Annotated in this window: 13 protein-coding genes, 2 tRNA genes and 1 pseudogene; 11 read left to right on the forward strand and 5 right to left on the reverse strand. The window is 35.5% G+C overall.

What is annotated here, in order from left to right; genetic code table 11:
• Window positions 1-134: 134 nt before the first annotated feature.
• Complete coding sequence (locus MWH06_00585) at window positions 135-1,241, forward strand: hypothetical protein (GenBank protein ID UPA55206.1); 1,107 nt, start codon at window positions 135-137, stop codon at window positions 1,239-1,241.
• A 96-nt stretch (window positions 1,242-1,337) separates the two neighbouring features.
• Window positions 1,338-2,864 carry an acyl-CoA carboxylase subunit beta gene (locus MWH06_00590; GenBank protein UPA55207.1) on the forward strand — a complete coding sequence of 509 codons (1,527 nt, stop codon included), beginning with the start codon at window positions 1,338-1,340 and terminating at the stop codon, window positions 2,862-2,864.
• A 53-nt stretch (window positions 2,865-2,917) separates the two neighbouring features.
• Here the strand turns inward: MWH06_00590 and MWH06_00595 are convergent.
• Window positions 2,918-2,990, reverse strand: a tRNA-Thr gene (locus tag MWH06_00595).
• Between the two features lie 19 nt (window positions 2,991-3,009).
• Between MWH06_00595 and MWH06_00600 the strand changes: the two genes are divergently transcribed.
• The 3 genes from MWH06_00600 to pdxH are packed head-to-tail and all read left to right on the forward strand — an operon-like array spanning window position 3,010 to window position 4,665.
• Entirely contained in the window at window positions 3,010-3,231 is a 222-nt protein-coding gene (locus tag MWH06_00600; protein ID UPA55208.1) for a hypothetical protein, read from the forward strand.
• Window positions 3,232-3,248: 17 nt separating this feature from the next.
• The gene (mutM, locus tag MWH06_00605; GenBank protein UPA55209.1) at window positions 3,249-4,064 is read left to right on the forward strand and encodes a bifunctional DNA-formamidopyrimidine glycosylase/DNA-(apurinic or apyrimidinic site) lyase; all 816 of its coding nucleotides are present in this window, start codon (window positions 3,249-3,251) and stop codon (window positions 4,062-4,064) included.
• A gap of 16 nt (window positions 4,065-4,080) precedes the next feature.
• The gene (gene pdxH, locus MWH06_00610) at window positions 4,081-4,665 is read left to right on the forward strand and encodes a pyridoxamine 5'-phosphate oxidase (protein UPA55708.1); all 585 of its coding nucleotides are present in this window, start codon (window positions 4,081-4,083) and stop codon (window positions 4,663-4,665) included.
• Between the two features lie 48 nt (window positions 4,666-4,713).
• On the opposite strand, the gene terL is transcribed toward pdxH, so the two are convergent.
• Window positions 4,714-6,009 (reverse strand): phage terminase large subunit, encoded by a 1,296-nt coding sequence (gene terL, locus MWH06_00615; GenBank protein ID UPA55210.1) that lies wholly within the window; start codon window positions 6,007-6,009, stop codon window positions 4,714-4,716.
• A gap of 276 nt (window positions 6,010-6,285) precedes the next feature.
• Between terL and MWH06_00620 the strand changes: the two genes are divergently transcribed.
• On the forward strand, window positions 6,286-6,429 hold the full coding sequence (locus MWH06_00620; GenBank protein ID UPA55211.1) for a hypothetical protein: 144 nt from the start codon (window positions 6,286-6,288) through the stop codon (window positions 6,427-6,429).
• A gap of 327 nt (window positions 6,430-6,756) precedes the next feature.
• Here the strand turns inward: MWH06_00620 and MWH06_00625 are convergent.
• A tRNA-Met gene (locus MWH06_00625) sits at window positions 6,757-6,833 on the reverse strand.
• A 235-nt stretch (window positions 6,834-7,068) separates the two neighbouring features.
• Here MWH06_00625 and MWH06_00630 point away from each other — a divergent pair.
• From MWH06_00630 to MWH06_00645, 4 genes and pseudogenes are all read left to right on the forward strand, one after another.
• Window positions 7,069-7,883 (forward strand): annotated as a pseudogene (locus MWH06_00630) (transposase).
• 6 nt (window positions 7,884-7,889) lie between these two features.
• On the forward strand, window positions 7,890-10,007 hold the full coding sequence (locus MWH06_00635) for a ComEC family competence protein (GenBank protein ID UPA55212.1): 2,118 nt from the start codon (window positions 7,890-7,892) through the stop codon (window positions 10,005-10,007).
• Between the two features lie 61 nt (window positions 10,008-10,068).
• On the forward strand, window positions 10,069-11,832 hold the full coding sequence (locus MWH06_00640) for a hypothetical protein (GenBank protein UPA55213.1): 1,764 nt from the start codon (window positions 10,069-10,071) through the stop codon (window positions 11,830-11,832).
• Entirely contained in the window at window positions 11,823-12,788 is a 966-nt protein-coding gene (locus tag MWH06_00645) for an RluA family pseudouridine synthase (protein UPA55709.1), read from the forward strand. The genes MWH06_00640 and MWH06_00645 overlap by 10 nt, the downstream gene beginning before the upstream one ends.
• A gap of 177 nt (window positions 12,789-12,965) precedes the next feature.
• Here MWH06_00645 and MWH06_00650 read toward each other — a convergent pair whose 3' ends face one another.
• A complete protein-coding gene (locus MWH06_00650) occupies window positions 12,966-13,760 on the reverse strand; it encodes an EndoU domain-containing protein (GenBank protein ID UPA55214.1) in 795 nt (264 codons plus the stop codon).
• An 82-nt stretch (window positions 13,761-13,842) separates the two neighbouring features.
• Complete coding sequence (locus tag MWH06_00655) at window positions 13,843-15,030, reverse strand: phosphoglycerate kinase (protein UPA55215.1); 1,188 nt, start codon at window positions 15,028-15,030, stop codon at window positions 13,843-13,845.
• Between the two features lie 483 nt (window positions 15,031-15,513).
• Here MWH06_00655 and lepB point away from each other — a divergent pair, with 483 nt between their 5' ends.
• Entirely contained in the window at window positions 15,514-16,260 is a 747-nt protein-coding gene (lepB, locus tag MWH06_00660; GenBank protein ID UPA55710.1) for a signal peptidase I, read from the forward strand.
• Window positions 16,261-16,262: the final 2 nt, after the last annotated feature.

The following is a 16,262-nucleotide window of genomic DNA, read 5'->3' on the forward strand; positions in this document are numbered from 1 at the left end:
AATTTAAGAGCATCTTCTATGTAAAGTAGATTATAACTAAAATTTTTCAATTTAACTATTGACTTTATAGGTTATATCAATACCCTATTTCAAGGTATTTTACCTTATTTTATTATGTAGAGTTGGAGGTGATTATGCCAATATTAGAGCAAGTAGAGAGTGTAGGTAACAAAAATCTAGAGCAACAAGAACAGCGAAAGCGTTCATATAGAAGTATAGAATGTCCAGAAGAAGCAAAGGATTTTCTATTAAGTATGACAATATATAAACAAATTGAGAGAGAAAAACGGAAAAAGATCTTAAAGCAAATAGAAGGTATAGAAAAAAAGTATGGAGTGCTTTCTGACAGCCAGACTGCAGGAAAAATGCTGGATGAGTTATTAAAAATTGTAAATCTTGCACATAAGGATAAAATCATGTTCGGTATGCCGTATGGGTTGGTGTCTGGTGTGCTATCTGATGATGAAGGAAAAAAACGAGCAGCAAAAGAAATATCGCTAATAGGTTATTTGATAAAAAATTTAGATTTTATTAAGAAGCAAAATTTGAATCTTGAAGAAAATGAAAAAGGTAAACTAGATTCTCTTGCATCGAAAATATCTAATCTAATTTCAACAGGTACTTATGTGAGTAAAGAGATTCTAAGTGTATATAGCAAAGATATGTTGACAGATCAACTGGAAAAGCGTGATATTTACTTATCAAAGCTAGAACAAGTTGTACGCAGCAGTGTTGAAAATAGTAAAGAAGGAGATATTATAGTAGAAAGAGATAATGCATTTTATTGTATAAAATGTCCAGAAGAAAGTGTTATAACCCCGGCAAAGTTTATGAATTCTCCGGAATTTAAGGACTTAGAATATGGTGCATTACGAATGGGAGAAGGAGATAATATAATTCGGCTACATAATGGACAGTATCACGATATGAAAGGTAGAGTAAAAATGACTTTTAATGTGGGTGATGAAAAGCTTGAGATGACTTTACTTTCTAAAAAAGCTCATGAGCCTGAAAACAATGCGTTAAATTTTGGCACAATAATGGTGCATATGGATGATAAAAATTGCGAGCTTTTTCTAAAGCACTATGAAAAGCTAAAAACGCAAGGGCGCACAGAAAGGATTGTTGCTCGAGCTAAAAGTTTTGTTGAAGAAAAAAACGGAAAGCAAAGTGAGCCATTTAGTGTTCTGGAAGAAGTCAGTGCATTCAAGTGCGCTAACTGCGGTCATCACCCCTCTTAGGCTAAAGTTCTAACAATCATAATACATACACTATTGCATGTAGCAATGGTGTATGTGTATAGTTAATGTAGTTCTAACAACCAATTTGGAAATTACATGCAAGACTTTAAAATACTAGAAAATCTAAAAACCAAAGCACTAGAAGCTGAAAAAGGAGGTGGTTCTAACAGAATCAATAAACAACACGAAAAAGGGAAATTAACTGCCAGAGAAAGACTCAGTATACTGCTCGATGAAAATTCGTTTGAGGAATACGATAAATTCGTGAAGCATCACACAGCTGATTTTGGCATGCAAAATGCTAATTTTCTAGGTGATGGAGTTGTAATTGGCCATGGTACTATTTATGGCAGGAAAGTTTTTGTTTATTCTCAGGATTTTACTGTTTTTGGTGGATCACTTGGTGCATCACATGCAAAAAAAATATGTAAAATTATGGATATGGCGATCAATGCCAGGGTTCCAATTATCGGACTAAATGACTCTGGTGGAGCCAGAATTCAGGAGGGAGTAAATTCCCTTGCTGGTTATGGAGAAATCTTTCAAAGAAACGTAAATGCATCGGGTGTTATACCACAAATCTCTTTAATCATGGGGCCATGTGCAGGGGGTGCGGTTTACTCTCCAGCATTAACTGACTTTACTTTCATGGTAAAGAATAGTTCATACATGTTTATAACCGGACCAGATGTAGTAAAAAAGGTTACCTACGAAGATGTAAGTTTCGAAGACCTTGGTGGAGCAAAAATTCATACAAGCAAAACAGGAGTAGCGGATTTTGCATTCAATAATGATGTTGAAATGCTGCTAAAAATGCGTGAATTCTTTACTTTCTTACCAGCAAATAATCAAGAATCACCTAAACCTAAATCAACCTGTGATTCAGTTGATGATATTGATGAATCTTTAAATACTCTGATTCCTAGCAATCCTAATACTCCTTATGGTATGTATGAACTTATTGAAAAGGTGTGCGATGAGAAGAAATTCTTTGAACTAAAACCTGATTTTGCTCGTAATATTATAATTGGTTTTAGTAGGATTGGAGGAAATACTGTTGGTATTGTTGCAAATCAACCTATGCACCTTGCAGGATGTTTGGATATTGATTCTTCAAGAAAAGCTGCAAGATTTGTAAGGTTTTGTGACGCATTTAACATTCCGATCATCACACTTATTGATGTTCCGGGGTTTTTACCTGGTACAAACCAAGAATACAATAATATAATACAACACGGAGCGAAACTGCTTTACGCTTACGCTGAAGCGACTGTGCCGAAAATTAGCCTTATCACTAGAAAAGCGTATGGTGGTGCATATATCGTTATGAACTCGAAACATTTAAAAGGTGACATAAATTATGCTTGGCCAACTGCTGAAATAGCTGTAATGGGCCCTGAAAGTGCAGTTGAAATTATATTTAGGCATGAAAAAGACCAGCAAACGTTAATCAAAGAATATAAAGAGAAATTTGCTAATCCATTTTTTGCTGCATCACATGGATACATTGATGACATTATAGTGCCAAGTAAAACAAGGCATCACTTTCACAAAGCATTAGAGCTACTCAAAAACAAGAAAGTAGAAAGAATATGGAAAAAGCATGATAACCTACCTCTGTAACTTTCTTTTAAGCCTTGCTTGCAAGTTATGCAATATTATAAGTATAATCAGTGTGCCGTTACCAAGATTCGAACTTGGGACCTCGTCATTACCAATGACGTACTCTACCACCTGAGCTACAACGGCAGGCTTATATATTATGATAATGAATAATACAAAAAGGAATAAGGAAAAAGAAGAGGAGAAAAAAAGATTAGCAAAAGCTTTAAAGCAAAATATTTTGAAAAGAAAAAAGCAGCAACAGAGTAGACAAAGCAGACCCCTTTCAAAATTTGTTTGTGGTGAGGAATTTTTAGAAGAAAGCGCCGCAGAATACTCGAATGTATTTGAGGAAGCTTTAACGACAAAATTACCATCAGAAACTTAAGTTTTGAAGGAGGTATCATGCCAGAACTACCGGAAGTGGAAGTAATCTCTAACTTCTTGCTTGATAAAATTAAAAACAAGCAAATCAGTAATGTTATAGTGAATAATTGGAATTTACGTGTACCAATAACAAGAAATATTGATGATATGCTAAAGGGCAAAGTCATACGCAACATCAAGCGTAGAGGTAAGTATACGATCTGGAATACAGATGGTAGTATGGCTGTAATCATACATCTTGGCATGAGCGGAAAGCTTATATATGCTGACCACGATCAAGTGCGGAATAAGCACGATCACGTGGTATTTTTATTTTCCGATAATACTTCAATAATCTTTAATGATCCAAGAAGATTTGGATTAGTTATTATTTTAAGCAAAGAACAAGAAATAAATTTTTTTGATGATTTCGGAATAGAGCCCCTCACGGATGAATTCAGTGGAGACTATTTACAGGAGTTGCTGAAAAACAAAAAAGTGAATATCAAATCAGCATTAATGGATAACAAATTGATAGTTGGCATAGGCAACATATACGCTTCTGAAAGTTTGTTTAGAGCCCGCATATCACCACTTAGGTTGGCAAAAGATTTAACTTCTATAGAATGCAAAAAACTTGCTGCTGAAATAAAAAATACTCTGAGTGATGCAATTGCTGCAGGTGGTTCAACACTGAAAGATTATGCACAGCCATCTGGATCTGCTGGATACTTTCAAAATAACTTTTACGTATATGGTAAAGTTCAAAAACCTTGCAGAATCTGCAACAATATCATAACACTTATACGACAAAATGGCCGTAGCACTTATTTTTGCAATGCGTGCCAGAATTAAGATTTTATTTTTGAATATGACATTCTCACCTGAAAAAGATCCGTTTGATTTGTTTTCAAAGTGGTATAAAGCAGTACTTAATTCTTCATCAACTGCAATGACGCTAGCAACTTGTAGCAAAGACTGTATTCCATCTGCAAGAGTAGTATTACTAAAGGAATATAGTAAAGAAGGTTTTGTGTTTTTCACTAACGTAAACAGTAAAAAAGGGAAAGAATTGACTGAGAACCCCAAAGCTGCGTTAGTGTTTCATTGGATAGAATTTGCTAGGCAAGTACGAATTGAAGGAGATGTTAAACTTCTAAACGATGAAAGAACTGACAAATACTTCTCTTCTCGAGCGCTGGGTAGTCAAATTAGCGCATGGTGCTCAAAACAATCGAGCGTTCTGAAAAATTGGCAAGATTTTGAGCAAGCTATAAAATTGAAGGAGAAAGAATTTTACAATACACAAGTTTCTCGTCCTGACTTTTGGGTGGGATTTTGTGTAATCCCAAAAGTAATTGAATTTTGGCAAGAAGGTGAATATAGGAGACACACCAGATTTAGGTACACCCTTATTGGGGAAAGCAATTGGAAAGTGGAACAATTATATCCCTAACGTTATTGCAGTTGCTTCTTGATTTACCATTGAGAATTTAGGCTCAAATCACAATGCCCGTAAAGCTGCGACCCTAGAGCTACTATCTCTCACCCACTGCAGATATTGCACGGTACTATCCACTTGGTCGTCGTGGCGAGCTTCCGGAAACATTAAAATCTCATACTCAAAATCGCTGAGCCATACTGCTTGGTGCGGCAGAAAAACCTTACCAGACTCTATTATTGGAACAATTTGGTAGAATCGAGCAAGTTTACCGCTATGTGGTACTATCTCGATAACAGGTAGGTCACTATTTGTCTTTAGCTCTTGAATCAATTGCTGACCACTCGTTTTTGCTTCGATTAAAATTGCATGTGGCTTCCACCTTGCAGCTAGTGACAGAACTTGTTCTTTAAGTTTTGGATACTCAAGCTTTGCACGATATACATCAAGTAAATAGAATTTATTATCCGCTTTTGCCCAGGTGGTACAAACGCTAAAGCCGCTAGAATCGCTTATTGAAACCGCAGTGTCCCAACTTTGTGTTACATGCGAGAGATTATCAGGAACATTTTTATAGCGCTTTAGCCACTCTCGTTTGACTATACCACTTGAAAGCGGCAGAGGGTTTTGTTGATATTGGGCAGCAAAAGCGTAACTACCAAGCTCAGCATTTATCATCTCAACTTCTTCTTTTCCTTCATCTAGGTGGTATAGCAACTGACCTTCTCCTCTTAAGTATAGTATTTTTGCAGGTAATGCTGTTTTATTTCTGGTGTACTCATTTAGAGTTGACCAAGCTGTTCGGGTGACAGGAACAGGAAGCGCTGGCTTTTTGATTGAATAAGTAATTTCCTTATTTTCAGCTATTATTGGTAAACAAATATGATGCCATATGTTTTTCGGTTTGGAGAGAAGGTATCCGGTTAAGTCCTCCTGGTGTAGCCTGTGCATCACAAGAACGATGATTCCTTTTTTTCTGTCGTTGAGCCTGGTTACTAAAGTCTGATCAAACCAGTTCGTGGCACGTTTTCTAAGCGTTTCACTCAAAGCTTGAGCAGAACTGAGCGGATCGTCCACGATGATGAAATCTCCACCTTCACCGGTTAATGTTCCTCCAACTGATGTTGCAATTCTGTATCCTCTCTGCACTGTTTGAAATTTATATTTAGTATTCTGGTCTTTGGATAGTTCTACTTCTGGAAATAGCTTTCTATACCAACTAGACTGCATTATACACCTTGTATCGAGCGAGTGTTTTTCGCTAAGTAGCCGAGAGTAACTTGCAACTATTATTCTTGCAGTTGGCTGATTTCCCAGTATCCATGCGGGCCACGCAACACTAGCGCACAGGGACTTCATTGAACGCGGAGGCATATTGAATATTATTCGTTTCACTTCACCAGCGCTCGCTGCTTCCAGCCTATCTGCTATGACTTTTATGTACCGATAATTATTATACTCACACCCGGGCACTACCGTTTGAAAGCATAACTCATTATGAATTTTAAAAAGTTTATTTTGTCCGTGATATAATGTTGAAACCAGCGCGTGACGCCGGGATGACAAAAAAAGGAGCACTGGAATGACACCTTCCTGCCCAGTTCATGTTGCTATAAATATTAAGAAATTTACCAAATGAAAAAAAAGGCAAAAGAAGCCCTGTGGTGGTTGGCTATTTACTATGTACTAAAATATCGGCGTTTTTTTATTCTAAAACGCTTGATTAAGAGCGATTTAGCTGCTTTTAACTTGCAACTAACCTACACCGCAAGTGTTTAAGAAATTTACTAAGCAGGAAAAAAGGCAAAGAAACCCTAGGGTAGCTAGTATTCAAATTCTCCCTTGTCAATTTGACGTTTTTTGCTGTCTTAAACGCTTTGTAAGCGCGTTTCGGCTTATATAGGTAAAAACCTAGAAATTTTTAAAGACATGCGATGCACGTAGTGCGAAAAATTAAACATGAGACGCCAAATACCCTAAGTTTTTTGTCATTAACCTGCACAGATTGCGAAGATAAATAAATAGCTTCAGTTTCATGATAAGGGGGTTGGCGAAGGGTGTCAAGTAGTTTCTACCTGAAACCACAATATTCGCACAGTTGGAAAATGGTTGCGGGAGTAGGATTTGAACCTACGGCCTTCAGGTTATGAGCCTGACGAGCTACCGAGCTGCTCCATCCCGCGTCGTTGTTTATTTAGCTATTATACTTGCAATTATAGGATATACAAGGATAAAATCCGCTATGGGTCGTATATTAGTATATTTATTAACTTTTTTTGACATAGTAGTTAGCTATATACGTCATAACCTACGTAATGAAAAATATAACTTGATACTGTAGACCTGCTGAAAAAGGTGATTGAAAAAATGATGTGAGAGAGGTAGAAGAAGAATAAGCAGATCAAGTAAGGAAAAAAAATGAGCTTTAGTTACTATAATATGAAAAAATACCCAAGAAACTTTCGTAATATAACAGGTTTAACTATAGAGAAGTTCGAAAAAGTAGTGGAAAAAGTGAGGTCTGGATGCGAAAAACAGAAAAAGTGTCATGGTAGAAGATCAAAACTACCAACTCTGGAAGATAAGTTGTTTTGCGTAATTTTGTACTATCGCACTTACATAACACATAGATTTTTAGGATGCCTATTCAATGTACACAACGCAAATGTATGTAGGTTACTTAAGAGAATAGAGCCATTACTCGCCAAAAAAGTGACTATAACAAAAGATAGAAGTATGACGCCAGAAAAAATACTGAAGATTTTGGCTGATGTTACAGAACAGCAAATACAGAGACCAGAAGATAGTAAAAAACGGAAGAAATCATATTCAGGAAAAAAAGAACCAACACTATGAAAACTGAGATTATTATCGAAGAAGGAGGAAGAATTTTATCAGTGTCAAAGTCATACCGTGGTAGAATTAGTGATTTCCGCATAAGGAAACAAGAAAAATATTTACCACTTGATAGCATAAAACATGCCGATTCTGGATATCAAGGTTGGCAAAAATTGCAAAGCAATGTTATAATTCCATATAAAAAGTATCGTAAAAAGCCATTAACTCCAGAGCATAATAGAAGATTAGCATCATTTAGAATGAGAGTAGAAAACAAGATCCGAGAGATAAAGATATTTAAGATTATGTCGAATGTTTATCGCAATTTTCAGAAAAAATATAACCTGAGGTTCAATATTATTGCTGGTATTGTAAATCTTAAGCACGCCTTTTAGTTAACCTTGATTTTAGTCACCCTCCTTTCCTTTTTTTTATCGCTTGATTCGCAGCAGGTCTTATGGTTTCCTGTGTGTCAGTGTGTAGGGATTTTAACCTATTTTTCCCTAAGTTTTGAACCAAGCTGCATATCTATTTTTCTTTTGCTTCCACCTGCACTAACTCTGATTGCGATACTGCACAAAAGGTACACAATACTATGCATTGCTTTAATTGCAGTGCTCATAGGATTTACAGCTAGTAAATTAAGAACAGCTTTAGTTGATACTCAAATTCTTGATAAAGAGAGATACGTAAAAGATATAATTGCCACAGTGAAGGACATTAATGACAGGGGCTCATACAAACAATTTCTGCTTTCTGTCTCTACTATTTCAAAATCCTCTCCTGTCATCCCAGCACCCCCTTTTGTCATCCCAGTACTTGATACTGGGATCCAGAAAAAAAAGATATGGATTCCAGCATTACGCGCTGGAATGACACCGTATAGAGCTCTAGATAACATCAGAATATCGGTTAGAACCAAAGTGGAAAAAGGCATTAAAATAGGCGATCAAGTAAAATTATCAGCAAAACTCTTCCCTCTAAAGATTGCGCCCTCGGAGCATGCATATGATTTTGCAAGAATAGCATATTATCAGAAAATAAGTGCAACAGGTTTTGCAACAAGCAAAATAGCTTTGCACAAAAAGGCTGAAGCAAGGAAATTTCAAGAATATATAGAATCTTTCCGTCAATACATTTATGAAAATCTGCAGCAAAATATTAAAAAACCACATGCAGACATAATTTCTGCATTACTAATCGGCAAAAAGGACGGAATAGACCAAAAAACTATGGATGCGATAAGAGATTCAGGTATAGCACATTTGTTTGCCATATCTGGTTTGCATTTATCATTTGTTGCTGGCCTGTTTTTTATAGTGTTTCGTAATTTATTCGCAATATCTGAAACTTTGACTCTTAAGTATAACACCAAGAAAATATCTGCATTCCTTACTATCTTGCCAACCACGTTTTATTTGTTGATTACCGGTATGCAAATTTCTGCTCAGCGTGCCTACATCATGGTGATTTTAGTACTCGTTGCAATAATGATAGAGAGAAAATATCGAGGGTTAATAGCAATTGCGTTTGCTGCTGCAGTGATACTCTCAGTAGAACCAGAAGCAATTTTAAAGCCAGGCTTTCAGATGTCATTTTCTGCGGTTTTGGCACTGGTTGCCAGTTATCAAATTAATGCTAATAAATTGTTCAAAATAAAAATAATGAAATATTTTGTGTCGATAATGATCAGCTCAGTAATAGCAAGTTTAGCAACTGTTCCGTACACGATATACAATTTTAATTATTTTTCAATTAGTGGCATTATCACAAATTTAGTTGCTATACCAGTAGTTACATTAATTATTATTCCACTTGGAATAATTTATGTCTTATTGATTCCTTTAGGTATTGAATGGATTATAGCGCCATTTATAGAGCGCCCAATTGACAGCGTTTTGTATATAACAAACGCTATCGCTAGTCTTCAGTATTTGGTTATTCCCATTCGTACTTTTCCTGCCTCATCAATTATTATCATAACACTTGGTTTGTTGTGGCTGTGCTTGTGGGAAAGAAATTGGCGTTTTTTGGGAATTTTCTTTATTGTACTAGGTATTTGCTTTAGCACTGCATATAAAACCCCCGACATCCTAATAAATGCTGATAATGTTGCTGCAAAGGAGAGTGATAACTTACTATATTCTCTCACTAGAAAAAATAGGAACTTTGTTGTCAAAACATGGGCGAAACAAAATGGGAAGAACCAAATTTTGAATCATACAAAATATAGCAATCCAGATAAAAGACTAAAGTGCAACGATTATGGCTGTATATATAATAAAGGAAATAGTAAGTCAGTGTTGCTAGCTTACAAAAAAGAAGATATTCTAGAAAATTGTGGTAAAGTTGATTTAATAATCCAACTAAGTGAATTCAACTATTCAGTTTGTAATACTAAAACTATCAAATATGCCGATTTAGGAACGTATGGCACACATTCTGTTTGGTTAACAAATCGTTACGTAAAGATTAATAAAGTGCGCTCTAATAGGCCTTGGCACATGTTGAAAAATTAAGAAACTTGATTTTAAGGTTTGGTTAATGTATACCTAAATAAATTAAAACTAGAAAAATGTTATGGTTACAGACACTAAAGATCCTTTCAAAGACTATTTTGATTTTTTAGGATTTAGAAAACTTTCTGACCAGCCCAGTAGAATTTTGAGCTCTATAAGAAAGTATTCTGGTACTATATCAATAGCAAGTACCATTGCTACTCTTATAGCATTTACTGCCTTTTCTATTCAGCCTGTTACAGTAAGTATTGCTGGGTTTACGTTCACGCCAGCACCTCTTGCCTTTATTCCTCTTGCAGTTCTCTTATTTACTGCTGTTATAAACTTTATAAATACACAAAAAATAAAAGAGAATGAGATAGATAAAAAAGTAGGAAACTATCAAGTTTATGAACAGTACAGCCAGATTGTTCAAGAAGCCGAAAAAATTGAAATTGTAACAAATTTAGATCGTAAGAGGAAAAAGCTTTCAATAGTTTTACCAATTTCTAAGACGCAGAGAGAAATACTAGAAGATATAAAAGCAGAAAATAGAAATAGGATTTTCTTGTTTACTGGATCATATGTATTTGGTGCTATTATAGTAGTTTCAGCAATATCACAATCCATTAATGTTTTAATAACATTAATATCTTTATTAGTCATTATTCTTGTATGCATCATATCAACACTTAGCAATCTAATAAGTAATAGCGTAGATCATGAAAATCATACTATTAGAAACCACAGTACTTTAGGTCTTCTACTTCCATACTGGTCTGGAAAGGGCATGGTTGTATCAGTAATAGAAAATAAGCTTGGTAAAAAGGAAAATGAACTAATATCTCTAATGAAAGAACTGCTTAGTCCATTTTGCGACTTATTTGGCAGTAACCTTAAAAAAGCTTGCGATTTACTTGATAATAGTCTTTTAAAGCCTGCAAATATTAGCATTAAAGAAACGCTTGGCAGTATAGGGAAGAATCTCAAAGCTTTACTTGATAAATTAGAAAAAGATATAAAGAAAAATGTGGATGAGGTGAAAACAACTGCTAGTAAAGAAATAACTGACTGCCTGAAAGATATTAGTAAAAGTGTGGATGTTCTGTGTAAAGAAGTTAGCGTAGACGTAAAAGGTAAACTGAGTGAAGTGGATGTAAAGAAGGTAATGGACACAATAAATGCTATTAAGAATGCAGTAGAGACTATTGATGATAGAGTAGCTAGGTTAAAGCCAGGACAATATACGGGACTAGCGGGAGCTACTTTCCACAATGAAAGACTGCCTAATGCACATAATAACCCAGACCCTCAACAAAATGGGCAAGGGAGCAGTAGTCAATCTAGTACTGATCGATCTGCAAATAAAGATATGCAAACTAGTACTAATGAATCTGCAGATAAAGAGATACAAGCACAGTTATTAGAAGAACACAACCAACCAAATGATCCTGATAATGAAGATAATACTGATCAATTAGTAGATGAAGAGAAGGAGCTACAAGAACTGGCAGTCTTAGAAAAACAAGACAGAATAAGGCAGCAGAAAAAAGATTTATTTGAACGAAAAAGAACAGACGAATGGAAAGAAAAAATCAATGGCAACCCAAGTGAATTTTTATATTATTTATTAGAATCTATTAAGCTGGAAGAAAAAGATAATAAAGAAAAAAAGGTTGAGGCAACATTACGGAATTTTGATAACAAGATAATAATTCACTGGAAAAATGGCTCTCAAACAACTTGCCATATTAAAAAACAAGGTGATCTTCCTAGTACAAAAGTTGATTTCGTAAATCAAAATATTCAAGCAGCATGGGAAATGGCGCGGGGTAAATCACTATAGATCACTCAGTAATAACCTTAAGTGTTAATAATGATAAAGAGAAATTAAGGTTAGACACCTATATAGCTGAAAAATGCAACATATCACGCAGTAAAGCACAAAGATTGATACAAGATGAGCAGGTAACACTGCTTGGCATTCCTATAACCGACAACAATCACATAGTAAAAACAGGCAAGAAGTATATGGTACATCTTACTTGTGAAAATGAATCCACATCAATTGAACCTAATCACGATATAAAACTTGATATCATATACGAAGATGAGGCCATTATAGTTCTGAGTAAACAAAGTGGATTAACAGTGCACCCTGGTGCTGGGACAAACAATGATACGCTCTTGAACGCAGTTATCGCTCACCTTGATGTAAGACCAGGAATTGTTCATAGACTCGATAAAGATACTAGTGGGCTGATGGTAATTGCAAAAAATGAGGAAGCTCATAGTTTTTTGTCTGAATTGTTATCAAATCGTAAAGTAAAGCGGGAATACTTAGCAGTAGTTTGGGGAACATTGTCTACTCAACAAGGAACGATAAAAACTAACATTGCTCCAAAGCGTGGTAATAAAGAAATGATGTGTGTAACAAAAATCACAGGCAAATTAGCAATCACTCACTATTTAGTGCAGAAAATTATAGGACAAGCAAGCCTGGTTAAATGCACTTTAGAGACAGGCAGAACACACCAAATTCGAGTCCACATGAGCCACATAGGACATTCTATAGTTGGTGATCAAGTTTACGGAAAAAATAGTAGTAAAAGCACAAAATATGCTAAAAACTCTAGTTTTATTCGTAATTTCAATAGGCAAGCACTGCATGCTTATACACTTGGCTTATACCACCCAAAAAGTAAGGAATACATGGAATTTGTCTCTGATTTACCGCAAGATATAAAAACTTTAATTGGTGAGTTTGAAAATATACCTAAGAAAGGTTTACCTGATTTTTGAAGTAACGGCATCATTGCTGGTATAGCTAACCCAAGAAAGGTTTCCCTACGTCATACCGCGATTCATTCGCGGTATCTCTAGATCCCGCTAACGAGCAGCGGGATGACGAATTTTTGTTTTTCAAATTGTAGGTAAACCTAAGCCACTTTAGCTATATATATCTTTGGCTGAAATAAATTAAGATTTACTGCAGCTACAATAAGTACTCTTGTTATCGCATTTTGGTGTTAAGTCGGGATAGAACGTGAGTATAGCATCATTCTTTCTTACAAACACTGATTGATAATTGTCATCTTCCATTTTATATAGGCACATTCCATCTTTTCCTAATTCCTTGAACGCCTTAGTTGCAGAAATTAAAATATCATCGGCATGAAGGTTATATGCGTATCCATTTGGGCATTTAACTTTCACTTCCCCATCCTTACCCAAATATTTCATTCCAAATGTATAAACTGGTGGCTTAATATCTGATTTATTGCATAGGGACTTATCATTCCAAATTGCACCTGCCCATTTATCTTCTTGAGCTTCAACATATCTACCTACAAAATGCATACCACCTAATTTATCGTTTGGCTCACCACAAAAAATATGTCCAAACCCTATAGTTTCTTTTTCACTTCCACTATTTGTAAACCAAATGTTAGCCAGTTCATCTTTAAATAACTCCAAATCCGCATCTGGCGTAATCACTTGATGATCAAGCTTATCATATATTCCTTTCACTACTTCTTGATGCTGCGGACAACTAAGTAAAATTTTGAAATCTTCTTTATCTGGATGTGCTCCCCAATCTCCACAAACTTTCAACACTCCTCTATCGAAGTCAGTTAATTCTGGAAACGGTGGTATATAACCTGGTTGTGAACTGAAAAATGGTTCAAAATTATTTTCTTCTACATAGTCAGTGTGAAAATAATGATCCCTAACATAAAAAATAAATCCTATTATTGGTATTATTAAACACAAAATTAGTTTAACTGTCTTCGACATAATCACGTTCACAAAAAAGCTAGCCTATAAGAAACAATTTAAAAAAGTTTTAATCTAATCATTTTTGCAGAGCAGCAACTCCCGGCATTTCGTTACCACCCAGCCAACTTAAAAACGCTCCTCCACCAGTGGAAACACATGTAAAATCCTTATCGGTAAGGCCTGCAGCGCTTATTGCAGATAGACTATCGCCTCCCCCTATTATGCTGGTTAACTTTCCTTTGTGCGTTAAGTCACTTACGACTTTCATTACCCCTATTGTACCACTTGCAAAAGCTGAATGTTCAAAAACACCAATAGGTCCATTCCACAGCAGAGTCTTACTGCTTGCTATTATACGGCTTATTGTACTCAAAGTTTGTGGTCCGATATCCAAAATTATATCACCGTCCAAAATGGACTCAGTTCTTCTTGAAATACTAGTGCTGTAATCAGGGTTTACTGCAACCAGAACATCTTCTGGCACAACTATTTTGCAATTGTTTTTATTTGCTGTTTCAACAATATTATGTAGAAGGTCGTCAACACCATTTTGAAAGAAAGATTTTCCTATATTTACTTTGCTAAATAACAAAAAATTATTAGCAATTGCACCTCCGAGAACTAGGTAATCAACCTTTTCTGTTAGCTTTATAAGCATTTTTATCTTAGTTGACATTTTGGCTCCCCCAACTATCGCAGTAATAGGTTTAGCTTTAAACGATACAGCTTTTTCAAGATACTTTAGCTCATCTTGTAAGCAAAATCCCGCGTAGGAAGGTAAAAACTCTGTAATGCGTGAAATAGAAGCGTGAGCTCTGTGAGAGCAAGAAAATGCATCATTTACATATATATCCGCTAGAGATGCTAGTTGTTTGGCAAAATTTGAGTCACTCTGCTCTTCCTCTTTATAAAATCTTAGATTCTCTAGTAATATTATATCTCTTGCATCCATAGCACTCACTGCTTTTTGCACTTTTTCACCAACGCAATCATCAATGAATTTCACTTTTTTATTTAGTAACCGCGATAAAGTGTCAATTACATTTTTTAGCGACAGATTATTGTCTCTGGCCTTTGGGCGTCCGAAATGCGATATAATAATAATCTTTGCACTTGCATTCACTAAATACTCAATAGTAGGCAATGCTCTCAAAATACGAGTGACGTCACGAATTTCTCCATCTTTTATAGGAACATTGAAGTCAACTCTGAGTAAAACGGTTTTATTGTGAAGATCACAATTTTCTATACTAGGTATATTCATTGTAAAACTAAAGCTATAAAGCCACTATACAGCGGTTTGACCTAAAGTAAAGTTTTAAGTTTACGAACGTTTAAGGAAATTTGCATCCAGATGGTGTCACGAAAGTAGCTGACACTGGTTCACTCTATAATGGTGTCATCCAAGTAGCCGACACTGGGATCCAGGTTGCTTACAAGCAAATTAGCATAGAAAGTGGTTACAACATTTTCGATGAGATTGCAGGAACCAGTGTCAGCTACTCGGATGACACCATTCTTTTTTCTGGATCTCAGTGTCAGCTACTTTCATCTGCCACCTGCAAATTGCAATGTTCGTACAGTTACGTGTCACGCTACTTGGATGACACCGTTGAAAGAAATGAACTGCCTTTTCAAAATTGTTTTGAATAGAGGAATAACATTCACAAGTAAAATTTCATATTACCATTTTTTAATTTATGTATTATAATCAGCTTAATCTATAAGAAAAACAAAGTTGGAAAAGTTGGAAGAACTAAGCAAAAACTGGGTGATAAGAACGGGAAGATTTTTATCTTCGTTGTTTTTTTTACTGTTGATTGCGCTATCAATACGTAGTTTTTTATTCGAGCCATTTCATATACCTTCTGGTTCAATGAAAAGCACCCTACTTGAAGGGGATTACATTTTTACTAGTAAATATTCATACGGTTACAGTAAACACTCATTTCCATTTTCTCCAAACATTTTTAGCGGCAGGATTTCTTATACCCCTCCAAAGCGTGGCGACATAGTAGTTTTCAAACCCACAAGAAATGACAGCATCAGGTTTGTTAAGCGAGTAATAGGAACACCAGGTGACAAAGTGCAAATGATAGAGGGAGAATTATACCTAAATGATCAGAAAGTAGAGCGAAGGCAAATTGAAAGTTTTGTTGATTATGAGTCAAATCGTAACATACCAAGATATATAGAAACGCTTTTAAGTGGCAAGGAACATGAGATTTTGATAGATAACGTCTCTAATAAGCTATCATATAATACTCCAGTTTATTATGTGCCTAACGATCAATTTTTTGTTATGGGAGACAATAGAAATAATTCTTTGGATAGCAGGTTTCCTGAAGTTGGTTTTGTACCAATGGAAAATATCATTGGGCGTGTAAGTATAGTTGGTTTATCGTTTAAATTGGGGAAGGTCGATTGGTTACCATTTAATTTCAGGTTACCTGTTGCTCTGAGATTTGACAGGATATTGCATAAAGTTGTGTAAAC

Origin of the sequence: Wolbachia pipientis, assembly GCA_023052945.1 — a bacterium.
Taxonomy (GTDB): domain Bacteria; phylum Pseudomonadota; class Alphaproteobacteria; order Rickettsiales; family Anaplasmataceae; genus Wolbachia.